This is a genomic window from Bacillus sp. MN7755, assembly GCF_054771475.1.
Genome location: NZ_BTRL01000001.1, coordinates 191,447 through 209,605, shown reverse-complemented (window position 1 = coordinate 209,605; position 18,159 = coordinate 191,447). Strand labels below are relative to the sequence as shown.

Sequence of the window (18,159 nt, the reverse complement as noted above, 5' to 3'; positions counted from 1 at the left end):
TAAGAAGGGGTGTACATATGTCTTTAAGAGAGTTAGAACAGATAGACTTATTAGCTGTTGAAAAAGAAACGGGTTATGTCCAACTTATTATTGCAGATGAAGAAAATTGGGAAGATGAAGAAGAACATGTTTCATTATTGATAGAAAAAATTTACGCTTACTTAGGATTTATAGAAAGTGGGGCGATATATGAGATGTACCCCGATTCTAAAGGGCGACAATTTGTTATAAAAATACATGGAAAATACCGTTGTACTGAATATGGTGAAGAATTTCTTGAAAATGTTGAGGGAATCATTATGAAAGCTGGTTACGGATTCCAATACATATATGAACCATCTGAAGAAGTGGGAAGTGTAGAAGAATAACCGAAATGAAATTAATATTGAAAAAAGTACGCAAGCGATTTTATAATCGAAATAGTTTAGCATACATAACGTTGTATGTTCATGTCTAAAAATATCATTTCTAAATTACGTACAAGGTAAAACCTTGATTTTATTAATAATTTTAAACAGCAGTTACCGTTTGGTTTCCGGTACCACGTCTGCCGGGGGTTCGAATCTCTCTGGGCGCGTCAAAAAGTCTTAACTTACGTTTTGTAGGTTAGGACTTTTTTTATTTCTCTCTTGTTATATCTAGTGATAAGATTTACTATTAGTACTTGATAATAATTTTTTAACCTTAATATTTTCTTTCAATATTATTCAAATTTCGGTTGTAAGTTGTAAATCTCATTAATACATATAAATTAATAATATTTTGGAATGGGTGTCTGTGATAGCATTCTCCTTTTACCAAACTTATTGTACAATAGAAACAAGGGGGAGATTAGTTTGAAGGCAAGTCTTTTACAAGAACAAAGCTTACGTTTGGCAATGACACAAGAGTTAAGGCAAGCGATTACAATGCTCCAGTATAATGTACAAGAATTATCGGAGTTTTTGTATGAGCAATCGTTAGAGAATCCCCTTATTGAGTTAGGTGGTTTTGAGAGGGAGAAGAAAAAGAGCTCTAACACAAGTAAAAGTACCAGCAAACAAGTCGAGAATCAGATGGAAATCTACAGTGTGGATTCTACAACGATTCAGCAACATTTATTAAATCAAATACAGTATTATAAAATAGAGGAAGAAGAGCGAAAAGCAGCTTCTTTCATTATTATGAACATGGATGGAAATGGATATTTACAAGAAACGAACGAGGAGTTAGCAAGCCTCCTTTCCGCACCGCTTCATGTAGTTGACCGCTCTGTAGAGCTTGTCCAATCACTCGAGCCAGCAGGGGTAGGCGCGCGTAATATTCAGGAATGTCTAACTTTGCAATTGAAGCGCTTACAAAGACGAAATGGATTAGCAGAAGAGGTTGTGGAAGATCATTTCGCTTATTTCGTGAAGAAAGATTGGCGAAAGCTTGTTCAAGTGTTGAAGTGTAGTAATGAAGAATTGCAGGATGCGGTAAATTGTATAACGTCATTACAACCAAAACCAGGTCTTGCGTTTTCTTCTGATAAACCACTTTATATTGTGCCTGATATGGCGGTGAAAAAAGATGGCGATCGTCTCGTTTTACAGATGAATGAGAGAAATATGCCAAGAATTGAAATTCATTCTGAGTATAGTGCGCTTCTTAATAATAGCGAAAGTGAAGTAGCATCTTACGTATCAGAAAAGTATCAGCATGTGCAGTGGATCATGCGCAGTTTGAAACAGAGAAAACAGACATTGCTGCAAGTAATGACTATTATTATGGAAAAACAACGTGATTTCTTTTGGGAAGGTCCAGCGTATTTAAAACCGCTTGCTTTAAAAGAGGTGGCGGAAGAGTTAAGTGTGCATGAATCTACAATTAGTCGTGCAACGCGAAATAAATATGTGCAAACACCACATGGTTTATTTGAGATGAAATCGTTCTTTAGTAATGCTGTTTCAACGACTGAAGATGAAGCAGTTTCTACAAAACGTGTAAAACAGTTTATTCAAACGCTTGTTGAGGCAGAGAATAAGAAAAAGCCACTTTCAGATCAAAAGATTTCAAAATTATTAGAAGAAGAGCATGAAATCGTTATTTCTCGAAGAACGGTGGCGAAGTATAGAGAACAAATGCATATTCCAGCTTCGTCATTACGAAAAACGATTGGATAGGTGAAGAAGATGAAAGTTGTACTGTATACAAAAAAAGATTGTGGTCTTTGCGTGCAGGCAAAAGAAGTTTTGCAGGAAGTACAATGTGAATATTCTTTTCAAATCGAGGAAATAGATATATATGAAGATAATGACCTTTTAGAAAAATATCACTTAATGATTCCGGTTGTAGAAATAGACGGAAAACAAGTAGAATATGGTAACATTCACAAAGGTGTCATAATAAACTATATAAAGAATGCAGTTAAGAGTTGAATAAGTTTCTATCTCCTGTTACAATAATACACGTAGCAGGGATTATTTTTTTAACCTATGTGGGACACAAAATGTCACTACGGGACGTAAAGTGACCACCGAGGAAAAATGAACCAATGTAGTGAGGAGAAAAGATATGCGCTCATGGATTCAGAATACAAAAAAATTATTACCTGATCTGCTACCTGTTATGCAAACGAGAATGCAAATTCTTCAATACATTAGGCTCATGCAGCCGATTGGAAGAAGAAACTTATCAGCAAGTCTCGGTATGACAGAACGAGTATTGCGAAGTGAAGTTCAAGTTTTGAAAGAACAAAACTTAGTTCACGTCGCTTCTTCTGGAATGACTTTGACAGAAGAAGGAACAGCTTTAGTTCTTGCTTTGGAAGACTTTATGAAAGAAATTTCCGGGTTAAAGGTTTTAGAAAAGCAACTTAAGGAAACATTAGACTTGGATGAAGTTTTCGTTGTCCCTGGTGATAGTGATGAATCACCTTGGGTCAAACTGGAGATGGGCCGTGCTTGTGTGACTTGTATAAAAGACCGTCTGACAGCGAATAATATCGTTGCTGTGGCTGGAGGAACTACGCTAGCTGCTGCTGCGGACATGATGCAGCTTGATTGCAAAGATTTACATATGCTATTTGTCCCAGCGCGTGGTGGAATTGGAGAAGGTGTTGAGTTAGAAGCCAATACCATTTGTGCCAAAATGGCGCAAAATACGATGAGTAATTATCGCTTGTTGTATGTTCCAGACCATGTTAGTAGCGAAGCATATGCGTCTATTGTGACAGAGCCTTCCGTGAAAGAAGTTCTTGAGTTGATTCGATCTTCCAATATCGTCATTCATGGAATAGGTGATGCGTTAACAATGGCACGTCGCAGAAATACTTCAGAAGCAGATTGGTTAAAGATTCAGGCAAGTGAAGCAGTTGGCGAAGCTTTCGGTTACTACTTTAATGAACAAGGAAATGTTGTTCATAAAGTAAGAACAGTTGGTATGCAACTAGAGGATTTACAACATGTATCTCACGTTGTTGCAGTCGCTGGAGGTTCTTCAAAGGCAAAGGCAATACAGGCTGTAATTAAACAAGGGCACACTTCAATTCTAATTACAGATGAAGGTGCAGCAAAACAGTTAACAAAGGGTATTACCCTTTAATATAATCCCCCAAGGAGGAAATTCAAATGACTAAAATTGGTATTAATGGATTTGGACGTATCGGACGTAACGTATTCCGCGCAGCTCTTAACAACTCTGAGGTAGAAGTAGTAGCAATCAACGACTTAACAGATGCTAAAACATTAGCTCACCTTTTAAAATATGACACAGTTCACGGAACTTTAAATGCAGAAGTATCTGCTAACGAAAACAGCATCGTTGTTAACGGTAAAGAAATTAAAGTTATCGCTGAGCGTGACCCAGCTCAATTACCATGGAGCGACTACGGAGTAGAAGTAGTAGTAGAATCTACTGGTCGTTTCACTAAAAAATCAGACGCTGAAAAACACTTAGGTGGATCAGTTAAGAAAGTTATCATCTCAGCTCCAGCTTCTGACGAAGATATCACTGTAGTTATGGGTGTTAACCACGAACAATACGATGCAGCTAACCACAACGTAGTATCTAACGCTTCTTGTACTACAAACTGTCTAGCTCCATTCGCTAAAGTATTAAACGAAAAATTCGGCGTAAAACGCGGAATGATGACAACAATTCACTCTTACACTAACGACCAACAAATCTTAGACTTACCACACAAAGATTTACGTCGTGCTCGTGCAGCAGCTGAAAACATGATCCCAACATCTACTGGTGCAGCTAAAGCTGTAGCATTAGTATTACCAGAACTTAAAGGTAAATTAAACGGTGGCGCTGTACGTGTTCCAACTGCTAACGTTTCTCTTGTTGACTTAGTTGTTGAACTTGACAAAGAAGTAACAGTTGAAGAAGTAAACGCAGCATTCAAAGCAGCTTCTGAAGGCGAATTAAAAGGTATCCTTGGATACAGCGAAGAGCCATTAGTATCTATCGACTATAACGGATGTACAGCTTCTTCTACAATCGATGCATTATCTACAATGGTAATGGAAGGTAACATGGTTAAAGTACTTTCTTGGTACGATAACGAAACTGGTTACTCTAACCGCGTAGTAGACTTAGCAGCTTACATGACTTCAAAAGGTCTTTAATTCTTAATTATATAAGTTATCAATGACAAAACGAGGGAGAGGGTTTGTTCCCTCTCTCTCTTCTTTCGTTTTAAAAGCAAATGTGTTAAGCTTTTGAGTGGGTTTTGTCAATCCTAACTAGTAGTCGGAGGGAAATCCAATGAACAAAAAATCAATTCGTGACGTAGATTTAAAAGGTAAGCGTGTATTTTGCCGCGTTGACTTCAACGTACCTATGAAAGAAGGCAAAATTACAGATGAAACTCGTATCCGTGCAGCTCTTCCTACAATTCAATATTTAGTAGAGCAAGGTGCGAAAGTTATTTTAGCAAGCCACTTAGGCCGTCCAAAAGGTCAAGCAGTAGAAGAATTACGTCTTACTCCAGTAGCAGCACGTTTAGGCGAGCTTCTTGGTAAAGATGTTAAAAAAGCGGACGAAGCATTCGGACCAGTTGCACAAGAAATGGTTGCAGCAATGAACGAAGGCGACGTATTAGTTCTTGAAAACGTACGTTTCTATGCGGGCGAAGAAAAGAACGATGCAGAACTTGCGAAAGAATTTGCAGCTCTTGCTGATATCTTCGTAAACGATGCATTCGGTGCAGCTCACCGTGCTCATGCTTCTACAGCAGGTATCGCAGACTACCTACCAGCAGTATCTGGTTTATTAATGGAAAAAGAGTTAGATGTACTTGGAAAAGCACTTTCTAACCCAGAACGTCCATTCACAGCTATCATCGGTGGTGCGAAAGTAAAAGATAAAATCGGTGTAATTCGTCATCTATTAGACAAAGTAGATAACTTAATCATCGGTGGCGGACTTGCTTACACATTCGTTAAAGCTTTAGGTCATGAAATTGGTCTATCTCTATGTGAAGACGACAAGATTGAACTAGCTAAAGAATTTATGCAACTTGCAAAAGAAAAAGGCGTAAACTTCTACATGCCAGTTGATGTTGTAATCACTGAGGAATTCTCTGAAACTGCAACAACTAAAATCGTTGGTATCGACTCTATCCCTTCTAACTGGGAAGGCGTGGACATCGGTCCTAAAACACGTGAAATTTATGCAGATGTAATTAAAAACTCTAAGCTTGTTGTATGGAATGGACCAATGGGTGTATTCGAAATGACTCCATTCGCAGAAGGTACAAAAGCAGTAGGACAAGCATTAGCAGATGCAGAAGGTACATACTCTGTTATCGGCGGTGGTGACTCTGCAGCAGCTGTTGAAAAATTCGGTATGGCTGATAAAATGAGCCACATTTCTACTGGCGGCGGTGCGTCATTAGAATTCATGGAAGGTAAAGAGCTTCCAGGTGTAGTTTGTCTTAACGACAAATAAGTAGCAGCCAAAGAAAAAGGACGGTGCAAAGCATGCGTAAACCAATTATCGCAGGTAACTGGAAAATGAATAAAACTCTATCTGAAGCAGTTAGCTTCGTAGAGGAAGTTAAAGGTCAAATCCCAGCAGCTTCAGCTGTTGACGCAGTAGTTTGCTCTCCAGCTCTATTCTTAGAGCGCTTAGTAGCAGCAACTGAAGGAACTGACTTACAAGTAGGTGCACAAAACATGCACTTCGAAAAAAATGGTGCATTCACTGGCGAAATTAGCCCAGTAGCACTTAGCGACTTAAAAGTAGGCTACGTAGTACTTGGCCACTCTGAGCGTCGTGAAATGTTTGCTGAAACAGACGAATCAGTAAACAAAAAGACTCTTGCAGCATTTGAGCATGGTTTAACACCAATCGTATGTTGTGGTGAGACTTTAGAAGAGCGCGAAAGCGGAAAAACATTTGATCTAGTAGCAGGTCAAGTGACTAAAGCACTTGCAGGTTTAACAGAAGAGCAAGTTAAAGCAACTGTTATCGCTTATGAGCCAATTTGGGCTATCGGTACAGGTAAATCTTCTTCTTCTGCAGATGCAAATGAAGTATGTGCGCACATCCGTAAAGTTGTTGCAGAAGCTGTTTCTACAGAAGCTGCAGAAGCTGTTCGTATTCAATACGGCGGTAGCGTAAAACCAGAAAACATTAAAGAGTATATGGCACAATCTGACATCGACGGCGCTTTAGTAGGCGGTGCTAGCTTAGAGCCTGCTTCGTTCTTAGGTCTTCTGGGGGCGGTAAAATGAGAAAGCCAACAGCTTTAATCATCCTTGACGGTTTCGGACTACGTGAAGAAACTCACGGGAATGCTGTAGCACAAGCTAAAAAACCTAATTTTGATGGTTACTGGAACAAATTCCCTCATACAACGCTTACAGCTTGTGGTGAGGAAGTAGGTCTTCCAGAAGGTCAAATGGGTAACTCTGAGGTTGGTCACTTAAATATCGGTGCTGGCCGCATAGTATATCAAAGCTTAACACGCGTAAACGTTGCAATTCGTGAAGGTGAGTTCGATCAGAACGAAACATTCCAAAATGCAATTAAAAGCGTAAAAGAAAAAGGTACTGCACTTCATTTATTCGGTTTACTTTCTGATGGTGGTGTGCACAGTCACATGAACCACATGTTTGCTCTTCTTCGCTTAGCAGCAAAAGAAGGCGTGGAGAAAGTTTATATCCATGCATTCTTAGATGGCCGCGATGTTGGACCACAAACAGCAAAAGGTTATATCGATGCAACGAATGAAGTAATTAAAGAAACAGGAGTAGGACAATTCGCGACTATCTCTGGTCGTTATTACTCTATGGACCGTGACAAGCGTTGGGATCGCGTTGAAAAATGTTACAGTGCTATGGTGAATGGTGAAGGCCCTACTTATAAATCAGCAGAAGAGTGTGTAGAAGACTCTTATGCGAACGGTATCTATGATGAATTCGTATTGCCGTCTGTAATTGTTAACGAAGATAACACGCCAGTTGCAACAATCAATGATGATGATGCAGTTATCTTCTATAACTTCCGTCCAGACCGTGCAATTCAAATTGCTCGTGTATTTACAAACGAAGATTTCCGTGAGTTCGATCGTGGTGAAAAAGTACCTCACATTCCTGAATTCGTTTGTATGACACACTTCAGTGAAACTGTAGATGGTTACGTGGCATTCAAGCCAATGAATCTTGATAACACTTTAGGTGAAGTTGTTGCGCAAGCGGGATTAAAGCAACTTCGCATCGCGGAAACTGAAAAGTATCCGCACGTTACATTCTTCTTTAGCGGTGGTCGTGAGGCTGAATTCCCAGGAGAAGAGCGTATCTTAATTAACTCACCGAAGGTTGCAACGTATGACTTGAAACCTGAAATGAGCATTTACGAAGTAACGGACGCTTTAGTAAATGAAATCGAAAATGATAAACATGATGTTATCATTCTTAACTTTGCAAACTGTGATATGGTTGGCCATTCTGGGATGATGGAACCAACAATTAAAGCAGTAGAAGCAACTGACGAATGTTTAGGAAAAGTTGTAGAAGCAATTCTTGCAAAAGATGGTGTAGCACTTATTACTGCTGACCATGGTAATGCTGATCAGGAGTTAACTGCTGATGGCGAGCCAATGACAGCTCATACAACTAACCCGGTTCCTTTCATCGTTACAAAAAATGATGTAGAGCTTCGTGAAGGTGGTATTTTAGGAGATATCGCCCCAACAATGCTTACGCTTTTAAATGTGGAACAACCGAAAGAAATGACAGGTAAAACAATTATTAAATAATTTGCTTATATAAAAAGGAGAGAATTTATTATGTCAACAATTATTGATGTTTATGCTCGCGAAGTCCTTGACTCTCGTGGTAACCCAACTGTAGAAGTAGAAGTTTACACAGAAAGCGGCGCTTTCGGACGCGCTATCGTACCAAGTGGTGCATCTACTGGTGAACACGAAGCAGTAGAATTACGTGACGGTGACAAATCTCGTTACCTTGGTAAAGGTGTTATGAACGCAGTAAACAACGTTAACGAAGCAATCGCTCCAGAAATCGTTGGTTTCGACGTAACTGACCAAGCTGGTATCGACCGTGCTATGATCGAATTAGATGGCACTCCAAACAAAGGTAAACTAGGTGCTAACGCTATCCTTGGTGTATCTATGGCAGTAGCTCACGCAGCAGCTGACTTCGTAGGTCTTCCATTATACCGTTACCTTGGTGGATTCAATGCAAAACAATTACCAACTCCAATGATGAACATCATCAACGGTGGTTCTCACGCTGATAACAACGTAGACTTCCAAGAGTTCATGATCTTACCAGTTGGTGCTCCAACATTCAAAGAATCAATCCGTATGGGTGCTGAAGTATTCCATGCACTTAAAGCTGTATTACATGACAAAGGTCTTAACACTGCAGTAGGTGACGAAGGTGGATTCGCTCCAAACCTTGGTTCTAACCGTGAAGCTCTAGAAGTAATCATCGAAGCTATCGAAAAAGCTGGTTACAAAGCTGGCGAGAACGTATTCTTAGGAATGGACGTTGCTTCTTCTGAGTTCTACAACAAAGAAACTGGTAAATATGACCTTGCAGGTGAAGGCCGTACTGGCTTAACTTCTGCAGAAATGGTTGATTTCTACGAAGAGCTTTGCAAAGACTTCCCAATCATCTCTATTGAAGATGGTTTAGACGAAAACGACTGGGATGGTCACAAATTATTAACTGATCGTATCGGTGATAAAGTACAATTAGTTGGTGACGATTTATTCGTAACTAACACTCAAAAACTTGCTGAAGGTATCGAAAAAGGTATCTCTAACTCAATCTTAATTAAAGTTAACCAAATCGGTACTTTAACTGAGACTTTTGAAGCTATCGAAATGGCTAAACGTGCTGGTTACACAGCAGTTGTATCTCACCGTTCTGGTGAAACTGAAGATGCTACAATCGCTGACATCGCAGTTGCAACTAACGCTGGCCAAATCAAAACTGGTTCTATGAGCCGTACGGATCGTATTGCTAAGTACAACCAATTATTACGTATCGAAGACGAGCTAGGCGAAGTAGCTGTTTACGATGGTGTAAAATCTTTCTATAACATCAAACGATAATTGTAGAAAATAACGACAGACCGTGAGAAATCACGGTCTGTTTTTTTGTGCTAAAATTGTTCACCCGTCATAAGTGACATGAAATGTTTAAAGAAACGGTTATAATCAAAATCAATGGCGATTTGATGACCCGGCCAATCAATAAATGGCTTCTGGTTCACTAAAGAGCGAAATTCCCCAATGCTTGCTCCTTGTGCAGAGGATTCCGTCATGACAACAATAGGTGATTTGTGATACGTGAACATAGAGTTATCAAATAAAGCGAGTATCGGCAGTGTGTCATGAAAGGGGCTTCCCTTTAAATGCGGTAAGGCATCTTTATAATAGCCGTAGTAATAATGATCGAATAACGGTTTGACGAGTGGGGCTTTTCCTTTTGCTTCAATGTATTCGGCCATTTCTGGTGTAATGACGGAATATTGGGTGACGTTTAACGGGTATATGTACATGTTAGCTGTGGATTGAAGAACGATATTAGCGGCAGTAGGATCGCCATAAAAGTTCGCTTCCGAAATAGGAGTAACATTACCGGGATGTAAAAAGGCACCACCCATTACGTAGTAAGATTTAATTTGCTTCATTAACTGTTTGCACATGATAATCAAAATTGCTAGGGAGGTAAGTCTTCCTAAACTTACAATGATTAATTCATCTTTATACTGTTCAATAAGAGGAATAACCTCGAAAAAATTCTCCATTTCTCCATTAGTCACATTCCCATTTGGAATAATTGGACCGAGCCCTTGTGTCCCGTGTACATCTGTAAAAAAAGCAGGGGGGGCACCAGTAAGCGGACGTTCTGAACCACCGAATATCTTGATATTTCTATTCTTTGTTTCGTTCTTAAGAAAATGAGCATTTTGTACGGCCATTTCTTTTGGAACATTGCCGTAATCAGCAACAATACCGATGATTTCTATTTCATCGATAAAGAATGCTAAGAGGAGAGCCATCGTATCATCAATCCCAGGATCACAAAAAATAAGAACTTTTTTTGGCATATGTTCACCACCTATGTTGTTTGTCCCGTAAAAGCTCGATTGGTGAGAGGTGATTAAAGTTTCACTTTATATATATGTAAGTTTAAGGAGAAAAAGATTATTTTATTGAAATAACAACCTTTAAAATTCAGAAAATAAAAACTTCTTATATTAGGTCAAGGTTTTTGACTTAATTTTCTCTTGGAAATACAGTCATATCAAGGTTGTAAGCGTATAACATAGACTGTTTTTGCTGTCAAGTTGATAAATTGCAGCTTTTTACAATTTATACTATGATAAAGATATTAAGAGAAGATCGTATAAACATGAGGGATGATGAACATGAAATTTACAAAGATTCTTGTCCAAATTGCTGCTCTTTACGTTTTTTATATGGTTGGAACTTGGGTACAAGAAATGTTAAATATTCCGATTCCAGGAAGTTTGATTGGGATGTTCCTCTTACTTGTTTTACTTAGCCTAAAAGTTCTTCCAGTGGAATGGTTCGATTTAGGAGCAGAAACACTCGTTGCTATTATGCCGTTTTTATTAATTCCGCCAACGCTTGGCTTAATGAATTACGGTGCTTTTTTTATGAGTAAAGGAATTTCACTTTTTATTACAGTTGTAGCGAGTACATTTTTAATTATTATTGTCGCAGGACATACAGGACAATATCTTGCGAATAGAAAGGAAAGAGAGTCGCGATGAACCAAATATTAATCGGAATTGGTTGGGTTCTTTTTACGGTGCTATTATATCAATTATCTAAAAAAATCTATAAAGTATTTCCAACACCATTCACCATTCCAATGCTTGTAGCAACAGGTTTAATGGCTTTCTTATTTATCGTACTTGATATACCATATCAACATTATATGGAAAGTGGTGGTGGCTGGATTGCAAAACTGCTGGGACCCGGTGTTGTAGCATTTGCAATTCCTCTTTATAAACAACGTCACGTTCTGCAAAAGTATATTGTGCCGATTGCTGGTGGTGTATTAGTAGGTACAACAGTTGCGATTGCAAGTGATTTTGCCATTGCATCACTTATGGGAACAGATAAAAGCTTAATTTTATCTTCTTTACCAAAATCGGTGACAATGCCAGTTGCGATGAGTGTTTCAGAGCAAGTTGGTGGTGTACCGTCATTAACAGCAGCTTTCGTTGTTATTGCAGGTATTACTGGAACGATTACAGGACCGCTTTTATTAAAATGGAGCCGCGTTACAAACTCAGTTGGTAAAGGGATCGGATTTGGATGTGCTTCTCATATTATGGGCGTCATGAGAGCGATGAAAAATAATGAACATGAAGGTGTTATTGGATCGGTAACAATGACATTAACTGCAATTTTGACATGTTTGCTTGGACCATTATTTGCAATGACGTTTATGTAATAGAAGGAAAGCGAGAGCAACCTTATTGCTCTCGCTTTTCTATAGGATTTATGCTACAGTTACAATAACTGAATCTTTGTAGGAGGTACGCCAAGTGCATACGTTATTATCCGTTTTACTTATTATTGTATCGATTTTAATGATTGTTATGGTACTTATGCAGTCTAGTAATAGCTCAGGCCTTTCAGGTGCAATTTCAGGCGGTGCAGAGCAATTATTTGGTAAGCAAAAAGCACGTGGAATTGAAGCGGTATTGAACCGCATTACGATTGTTTTAGCTGTGCTATTCTTCGTATTAACAATTGCTGTTACGTACTTAAATTTATAGAATTGAAAGAAGAAGCGTTAGTAAGTTGTACTAATGGTTCTTCTTTTTTTATTTTGCCATTTGAAAGATGTTTCTAATTAGATTATAGAAATATAAATATGGTACACTAAGATATAGAAAGAATACGACTAGATTACAGAAGAGAAAGAGGAGAAGTACATGATGAAATTAGCATCTCCGAAACCATTTACATTTGAGGGTGGAGACCGCGCTGTTTTATTACTACATGGTTTCACAGGAAACTCAGCTGATGTACGTATGTTAGGGCGTTTCTTAGAAAAGAAAGGCTATACTTGTCATGCGCCAATTTATAAAGGGCACGGTGTACCACCAGAAGAGCTTGTTCATACAGGTCCTGAAGATTGGTGGCAAGATGTAACGGAGGCATACCAGCTTTTAAAAGATAAAGGTTTTGAGAAAATTGCTGTCGTTGGATTATCACTTGGCGGCGTATTTTCTCTAAAATTAGGCTATACAGTACCGGTTTTAGGTGTAGTACCAATGTGTGCACCAATGTATATTAAGAGTGAAGAAACGATGTACCAAGGTATATTGGCATATGCCCACGAATATAAAAAACGTGAGCAAAAATCACCAGAGCAAATTGAACAAGAAATGTTGGAATTCCAAAAGACACCGATGAATACATTAAAAGCATTACAACAATTAATTGCTGACGTACGTAACAATGTGGACATGATTTATGCACCGACATTTGTTGTACAAGCACGTCATGATGAAATGATTAATACAGATAGTGCGAACATTATTTATAACGGTGTAGAATCAACGTTAAAAGACATTAAATGGTATGAAGACTCTACGCATGTCATTACACTTGATAAGCAACGTGACGAGCTACATGAGGATGTATATAACTTCTTGGAGCAACTAGATTGGTAAGATCTAGTTGCCTCTTTTTTTCATAAGGAATTTTTTGTGAAAACTGTAAAAATCATAAGGGGAGTATTGAAGTTTCGCTTTATACATCCCCTATCTTTCGGATACACTAAATAATATAAGGTTTTAAAGGAGGTATTTTTGCTTGGAAGAAATCATACAAGAACATATTGATAAGTTGTTATTATTTATGAGAGAAGAAGCGTATAAACCATTAACAATACAAGAGTTAGAAGAGGCATTTGGAATTGAAAGTTCTGAGGGCTTTAAAGATTTTGTAAAGGCACTTGTAATGATGGAAGAGAAGGGACTTGTTATTCGTACCCGTAGCAACCGTTACGGTCTTCCTGAAAAGATGAATTTAGTACGCGGTAAGTTAATTGGACATGCACGTGGCTTTGCATTCGTTGTACCAGACGAGAAGAAAACAGGAGACGATGATCTTTTCATCCCGCCTACAGAGTTAAACGGTGCACTTCATGGCGATACAGTATTAGCACGACTTAGTTCCCAATCGAGTGGTTCGCGTCAAGAAGGTTCAATTGTACGCATTTTAGAGCGTGGCACGAAAGAATTAGTTGGTACATATACAGAATCGAAAAACTTTGGGTTTGTTATACCTGACAATAAGCGCTGGACGAGTGATATCTTTATCTTGAAAAGTGCATCGATGGGTGCTGTAGAAGGTCATAAAGTAGTTGTGAAAATTACGAGCTATCCAGAGAATCGTTTAAGTGCAGAAGGTGAAGTTATTCAAATTCTAGGTCATAAAAATGATCCAGGAGTAGATATTTTATCTGTCATCCATAAACATCACTTACCTTTAGCATTTCCTGAAGAAGTAATGGAACATGCAAACAGTGTACCAGAAACGATTTCAGAAGAAGATTTAAAAGATCGTCGTGACCTGCGTGACCAAATGATCGTAACAATTGATGGTGCAGATGCGAAAGATTTAGATGACGCTGTTACAGTAACAAAACTGGAGAACGGTAACTACAAGCTTGGCGTTCATATTGCGGATGTAAGCCATTACGTTCAAGAAGGTTCTCCAATTGATGTAGAAGCAGCGGAAAGAGCGACGAGTGTATATCTTGTTGACCGTGTAATTCCGATGATTCCGCATCGACTATCGAACGGTATTTGTTCATTAAATCCAAAAGTAGACCGTCTGACACTATCTTGTGAAATGGAAATTAACAATTTAGGTGACGTTGTCAAACACGAGATTTTCCAAAGTGTAATTAAAACGACAGAGCGTATGACGTATGCTGACGTAAGAAGCATTTTAGAAGACGAGGATGAAGAATTAATCAAGCGCTATGAACCGCTAGTACCGATGTTTAAAGAGATGGGTCAATTGGCACAAATTTTACGTGAAAAACGTATGCGCCGCGGTGCAATCGACTTTGACTTTAAAGAAGCGAAAGTATTAGTAGATGAAGAAGGAAAACCGACAGATGTTGTCATGCGTGATCGTTCTGTATCAGAGAAGTTAATTGAAGAATTTATGCTTGTTGCGAACGAAACAGTAGCAGAGCACTTCCACTGGATGAACGTACCATTCATGTACCGTGTCCATGAAGATCCGAAAGAAGATAAGCTAGAGCGTTTCTTCGAGTTTGTAACGAATTTCGGATATGCAGTAAAAGGTCGTGCGAATGAAGTGCATCCTCGCGCACTACAACAAATTCTTGAAATGGTTCAAGGGCAACCGGAAGAAGTGGTAATCTCAACAGTTATGCTTCGTTCCATGAAGCAAGCTCGTTACGATTCGGATAGCTTAGGACATTTCGGTTTATCAACTGAATTCTACACGCATTTCACGTCACCAATTCGTCGTTACCCAGATACGATTGTTCATCGATTAATTCGTGAATACATCATTAACGGTAAAGTCGACAACGAAACACAAGCAAAATGGCGTGAAAACTTACCTGAGATTGCAGAGCACTCTTCTAATATGGAGCGTCGTGCTGTTGAAGCAGAACGTGAAACAGACGAAATGAAAAAAGCAGAGTATATGGTTGATAAGATCGGCGAAGAGTATGACGGTATGATTAGCTCTGTAACAAACTTCGGTTTATTCGTAGAGCTTCCAAATACAATCGAAGGTCTTGTACATGTTAGCTACTTAACGGATGATTACTACCGTTATGATGAGCAACATTTCGCAATGATCGGAGAACGTACAGGTAACGTATTCCGCATTGGTGACGAAATTACAATTCGCGTTATTAACGTAAACAAAGATGAGCGTGCAATCGACTTTGAAATCGTTGGCATGAAAGGTACGCCTCGTCGTAAGTTCAAAGACCGCCCAGTCGTTATCGAACAGCCAAGAACAGGCAGAAAGAAACGCGGTGGACGTAGCGAGCGTAGTAATGAGCGCGGCGGAGAACGTGGCACAGGAAGAAAATTTGACCGTGGTGGCAAAGGTAAAGGCACAGGAAAAGGAAGAGGATCTGCATCCGCATCCACATCCACATCCACATCTGCTAGCCAGTCAGGGAAAAAAGATGGTAACGGCAAGAAGAAAAAAGCATTCTTCGAAAACGTACCAGGATTCAAGAAGAAAAAGAAAAAGCGTAAGTAAGAAAAAGATGGCTTCGCTTTGATGAAAAGCGGGGCTTTTTCTTTTTTCTTGGTGGCTTGAGAGCGAGCCACTTTCGCTTTTATGGAATCCAGCTACAGTGGCTAGAATCTGTTGGCCATTTCACTCCCTCGGACGAAGCAAAAAGCGTTACTCTGTCGGGAGTTCCAATGTCCAAAGATTCTGGGTGAGCTACTTTCGCTTTTTATAGGAATCCAGCTACAGTGGCTAGAATGTTCGGCGGCTTCGCTTCTTCCCCAGAGGTAAAGAGCACCTCAAGGTCAGAAGCTCCATCCACCTCACATTCTGAGCGAGCCACTTTCGCTTTTTATTAACATTTGTTACAATAGTAAAAATAGAGGAGGGACGTTATATGCCAAAAGGTTCAGGTAAGGTTATTGCACAAAATAAAAAAGCATTTCATGATTATTTCATCGAAGAAACATACGAAGCAGGGCTTGTCCTTCAAGGAACGGAAATTAAGTCGATTCGCGCTGGACGCGTGAACTTGAAAGATGCGTTTGCACGTGTACATAATGGTGAAGTATGGGTTCATAATATGCATATTAGTACGTACGAGCAAGGGAATCGTTTCAACCATGACCCGCTTCGCACGAGAAAGTTACTTCTTCATAAAAAAGAAATCGAGAAGTTAATGGGTGCTTCAAAAGAAACAGGATATGCATTAGTTCCAGTTAGAATCTATTTAAAAAATGGATTCGCGAAAATGGCACTTGGTTTAGCAAAAGGTAAGAAACAATATGATAAGCGTCACGATTTAAAAGAGAAAGAAGCTAAACGTGAAATTGCACGCGCGTTCCGTGATCGTCAAAAGATGTAATACAGATATTTACATTTGTAAAACGGCGCGCGTATGTTATAATAACTTATGTAAGATTGTTGCACATTGAAAAACAGCTCTTAGTAGCTATCACGAAATTTTCTTCGTATGCTCCATTTTTATCATGGGGACGTTACGGATTCGACAGGGATAGTTCGAGCTTAGGTTGCGAGTCGAGGGGATCGGCCTCGTTAAAACGTCAAAGCCTATAATTGGCAAACAAAACAATCTTTCTTTAGCTGCTTAATTGCACTAAAGGTTCCTCCCTCCATCGTCCATGTGGTAGGGTAAGGGACTCAAACTAAGTGGACTACGCCGGAGTTCGCCGTCTGAGGACAAAGGAAGAGAACAACCAGACTAGCAACTTGGAAGCCTGTCGATAGGCCGAAGAGTTTGCGAAATGCTAATATATCGACTACACTCGTAGAAGCTTAAGTGCCGATATTTTTGGACGTGGGTTCGACTCCCACCGTCTCCACCAATACATATTTGGTGGTTTTTTTATTTTGTATTGTGATATGAACCATAAGTTTGCCGGAACGGCAAGTTTATGGTTCTTTTTGTTTGCGGCAAACTTATGCTTCCAATTTTTATGTTATAATTAACTTTAATTTCTAAATTTTTTAATTCATATAAATTATTGTAAGTTTACGTTTAAGTAGAGGAGAAGTGACATGGGTGTAGCTGAAAATTTCAAGGCATTTACTAATAATTTGAGAACAACTAATCATGCTATTGTTTCTGAAAGATGTAAACGTGTTACTAAAAGAATTAATTTGGACTTTAGGGGTTTAGATAGTTCCACATCAAATTCTAGATATGTAGGTTCTTATGGAAGGGGAACGGATATCAAAGGTTTTAGTGATGTAGATTTATTAATGGTTTTACCATATGATATGTATGCAAAATATAATGGTTATATAGGTAATGGCCAATCAGCTTTATTACAAGCGGTACGTAATTCTATAAAATCAACCTATCCTAATACAGAAATTGGTGGGGACGGGCAAGTTGTAGTAGTAAATTTTAGCGATGGTGTTAAATTTGAGATTGTACCTGCCTTTTTAAATGAAGGGGAAAAAAGTTATACATATGCTGATTCTAACAATGGAGGAAGTTGGAAAATTTGTAAGCCTATACTTGAAATAGAGGCTATAAATGAACAGAATAAAATGTATAACAAGAAAGTCAAACACCTTGTACGTATGGTGAAGACTTGGAAAAATAAAAATAATGTACCGATTAGTGGATTGTTAATAGAGACATTAGTAATGAATTTTATGAAAGATTGGGAGCACAATGATAAATCATACATTTACTATGATTGGATGGCTAGAGACTTTTTTAAATATCTTTCTGAGTGCAATCCTAAACAAGAGTACTGGTTGGCCTGGGGAAGTAAACAATATGTTTGGCGAAGAGGTAATTTTGAGTATAAAGCAAAACAAGCATATAAAACTACAATCGAAGCAATTGAATATGATGAAAAAGGTTATACATATTCAGCAAAAGAGAAGTGGCAAGAAATATTCGGGAAATCATATGTAGGCTAGTGGGG

General features: G+C 38.8%; 17 protein-coding genes and 1 other RNA gene. 17 read left to right on the top strand and 1 reads right to left on the bottom strand.

The annotated features are described in order from the left end of the window. Positions 1-17: 17 nt before the first annotated feature. The 9 genes from ACYVEC_RS01120 to eno all read left to right on the top strand — a co-directional run bounded on the left by ACYVEC_RS01120 (position 18) and on the right by eno (position 9,559). A complete protein-coding gene (locus ACYVEC_RS01120) occupies positions 18-368 on the top strand; it encodes a DUF6572 domain-containing protein (protein ID WP_063221770.1) in 351 nt (116 codons plus the stop codon). A 468-nt stretch (positions 369-836) separates the two neighbouring features. Then, positions 837-2,144 (top strand): RNA polymerase factor sigma-54, encoded by a 1,308-nt coding sequence (rpoN, locus tag ACYVEC_RS01115; protein WP_063221769.1) that lies wholly within the window; start codon positions 837-839, stop codon positions 2,142-2,144. Positions 2,145-2,153: 9 nt separating this feature from the next. Beyond that, entirely contained in the window at positions 2,154-2,399 is a 246-nt protein-coding gene (locus ACYVEC_RS01110) for a glutaredoxin family protein (protein ID WP_063221768.1), read from the top strand. A 136-nt stretch (positions 2,400-2,535) separates the two neighbouring features. Then, positions 2,536-3,564: a gapA transcriptional regulator CggR gene (cggR, locus tag ACYVEC_RS01105; RefSeq protein ID WP_001258183.1), complete on the top strand. Its 1,029-nt coding sequence runs from the start codon at positions 2,536-2,538 to the stop codon at positions 3,562-3,564. Positions 3,565-3,590: 26 nt separating this feature from the next. Next, on the top strand, positions 3,591-4,595 hold the full coding sequence (gene gap, locus ACYVEC_RS01100; RefSeq protein WP_000161237.1) for a type I glyceraldehyde-3-phosphate dehydrogenase: 1,005 nt from the start codon (positions 3,591-3,593) through the stop codon (positions 4,593-4,595). A 139-nt stretch (positions 4,596-4,734) separates the two neighbouring features. Then, on the top strand, positions 4,735-5,919 hold the full coding sequence (locus ACYVEC_RS01095) for a phosphoglycerate kinase (RefSeq protein ID WP_063221767.1): 1,185 nt from the start codon (positions 4,735-4,737) through the stop codon (positions 5,917-5,919). Positions 5,920-5,951: 32 nt separating this feature from the next. Further along, entirely contained in the window at positions 5,952-6,707 is a 756-nt protein-coding gene (gene tpiA / locus ACYVEC_RS01090; protein ID WP_001231043.1) for a triose-phosphate isomerase, read from the top strand. Next, positions 6,704-8,233 (top strand): 2,3-bisphosphoglycerate-independent phosphoglycerate mutase, encoded by a 1,530-nt coding sequence (gene gpmI / locus ACYVEC_RS01085; RefSeq protein WP_001231144.1) that lies wholly within the window; start codon positions 6,704-6,706, stop codon positions 8,231-8,233. The genes tpiA and gpmI overlap by 4 nt, the downstream gene beginning before the upstream one ends. A 30-nt stretch (positions 8,234-8,263) precedes the next feature. After that, positions 8,264-9,559, top strand: a complete 1,296-nt coding sequence (gene eno, locus ACYVEC_RS01080) for a phosphopyruvate hydratase (RefSeq protein ID WP_060632838.1) — start codon at positions 8,264-8,266, stop codon at positions 9,557-9,559. 50 nt (positions 9,560-9,609) lie between these two features. Here eno and ACYVEC_RS01075 read toward each other — a convergent pair whose 3' ends face one another. Then, entirely contained in the window at positions 9,610-10,560 is a 951-nt protein-coding gene (locus tag ACYVEC_RS01075) for a nucleoside hydrolase (RefSeq protein ID WP_063221766.1), read from the bottom strand. Between the two features lie 321 nt (positions 10,561-10,881). Here ACYVEC_RS01075 and ACYVEC_RS01070 point away from each other — a divergent pair, with 321 nt between their 5' ends. The 8 genes from ACYVEC_RS01070 to ACYVEC_RS01035 all read left to right on the top strand — a co-directional run bounded on the left by ACYVEC_RS01070 (position 10,882) and on the right by ACYVEC_RS01035 (position 18,154). Then, positions 10,882-11,250 (top strand): CidA/LrgA family holin-like protein, encoded by a 369-nt coding sequence (locus ACYVEC_RS01070; RefSeq protein ID WP_063221765.1) that lies wholly within the window; start codon positions 10,882-10,884, stop codon positions 11,248-11,250. Continuing rightward, the gene (locus tag ACYVEC_RS01065) at positions 11,247-11,939 is read left to right on the top strand and encodes an LrgB family protein (RefSeq protein WP_098555234.1); all 693 of its coding nucleotides are present in this window, start codon (positions 11,247-11,249) and stop codon (positions 11,937-11,939) included. Before ACYVEC_RS01070 ends, ACYVEC_RS01065 begins: the two co-directional genes overlap by 4 nt. A gap of 94 nt (positions 11,940-12,033) precedes the next feature. Then, positions 12,034-12,267 carry a preprotein translocase subunit SecG gene (gene secG / locus ACYVEC_RS01060; protein WP_000557263.1) on the top strand — a complete coding sequence of 78 codons (234 nt, stop codon included), beginning with the start codon at positions 12,034-12,036 and terminating at the stop codon, positions 12,265-12,267. A gap of 162 nt (positions 12,268-12,429) precedes the next feature. After that, positions 12,430-13,170, top strand: coding sequence for a carboxylesterase (gene estA, locus ACYVEC_RS01055; protein WP_161940515.1), 741 nt, complete (start codon positions 12,430-12,432; stop codon positions 13,168-13,170). Positions 13,171-13,312: 142 nt separating this feature from the next. Beyond that, positions 13,313-15,763: a ribonuclease R gene (gene rnr, locus ACYVEC_RS01050; protein ID WP_098555233.1), complete on the top strand. Its 2,451-nt coding sequence runs from the start codon at positions 13,313-13,315 to the stop codon at positions 15,761-15,763. Between the two features lie 370 nt (positions 15,764-16,133). After that, entirely contained in the window at positions 16,134-16,601 is a 468-nt protein-coding gene (gene smpB, locus ACYVEC_RS01045) for an SsrA-binding protein (protein ID WP_001123906.1), read from the top strand. Positions 16,602-16,727: 126 nt separating this feature from the next. Further along, positions 16,728-17,082, top strand: a transfer-messenger RNA (tmRNA) gene (gene ssrA, locus ACYVEC_RS01040). Between the two features lie 193 nt (positions 17,083-17,275). Continuing rightward, positions 17,276-18,154, top strand: coding sequence for an SMODS domain-containing nucleotidyltransferase (locus ACYVEC_RS01035; protein ID WP_460505381.1), 879 nt, complete (start codon positions 17,276-17,278; stop codon positions 18,152-18,154). The last annotated feature ends 5 nt before the right edge of the window (positions 18,155-18,159 follow it).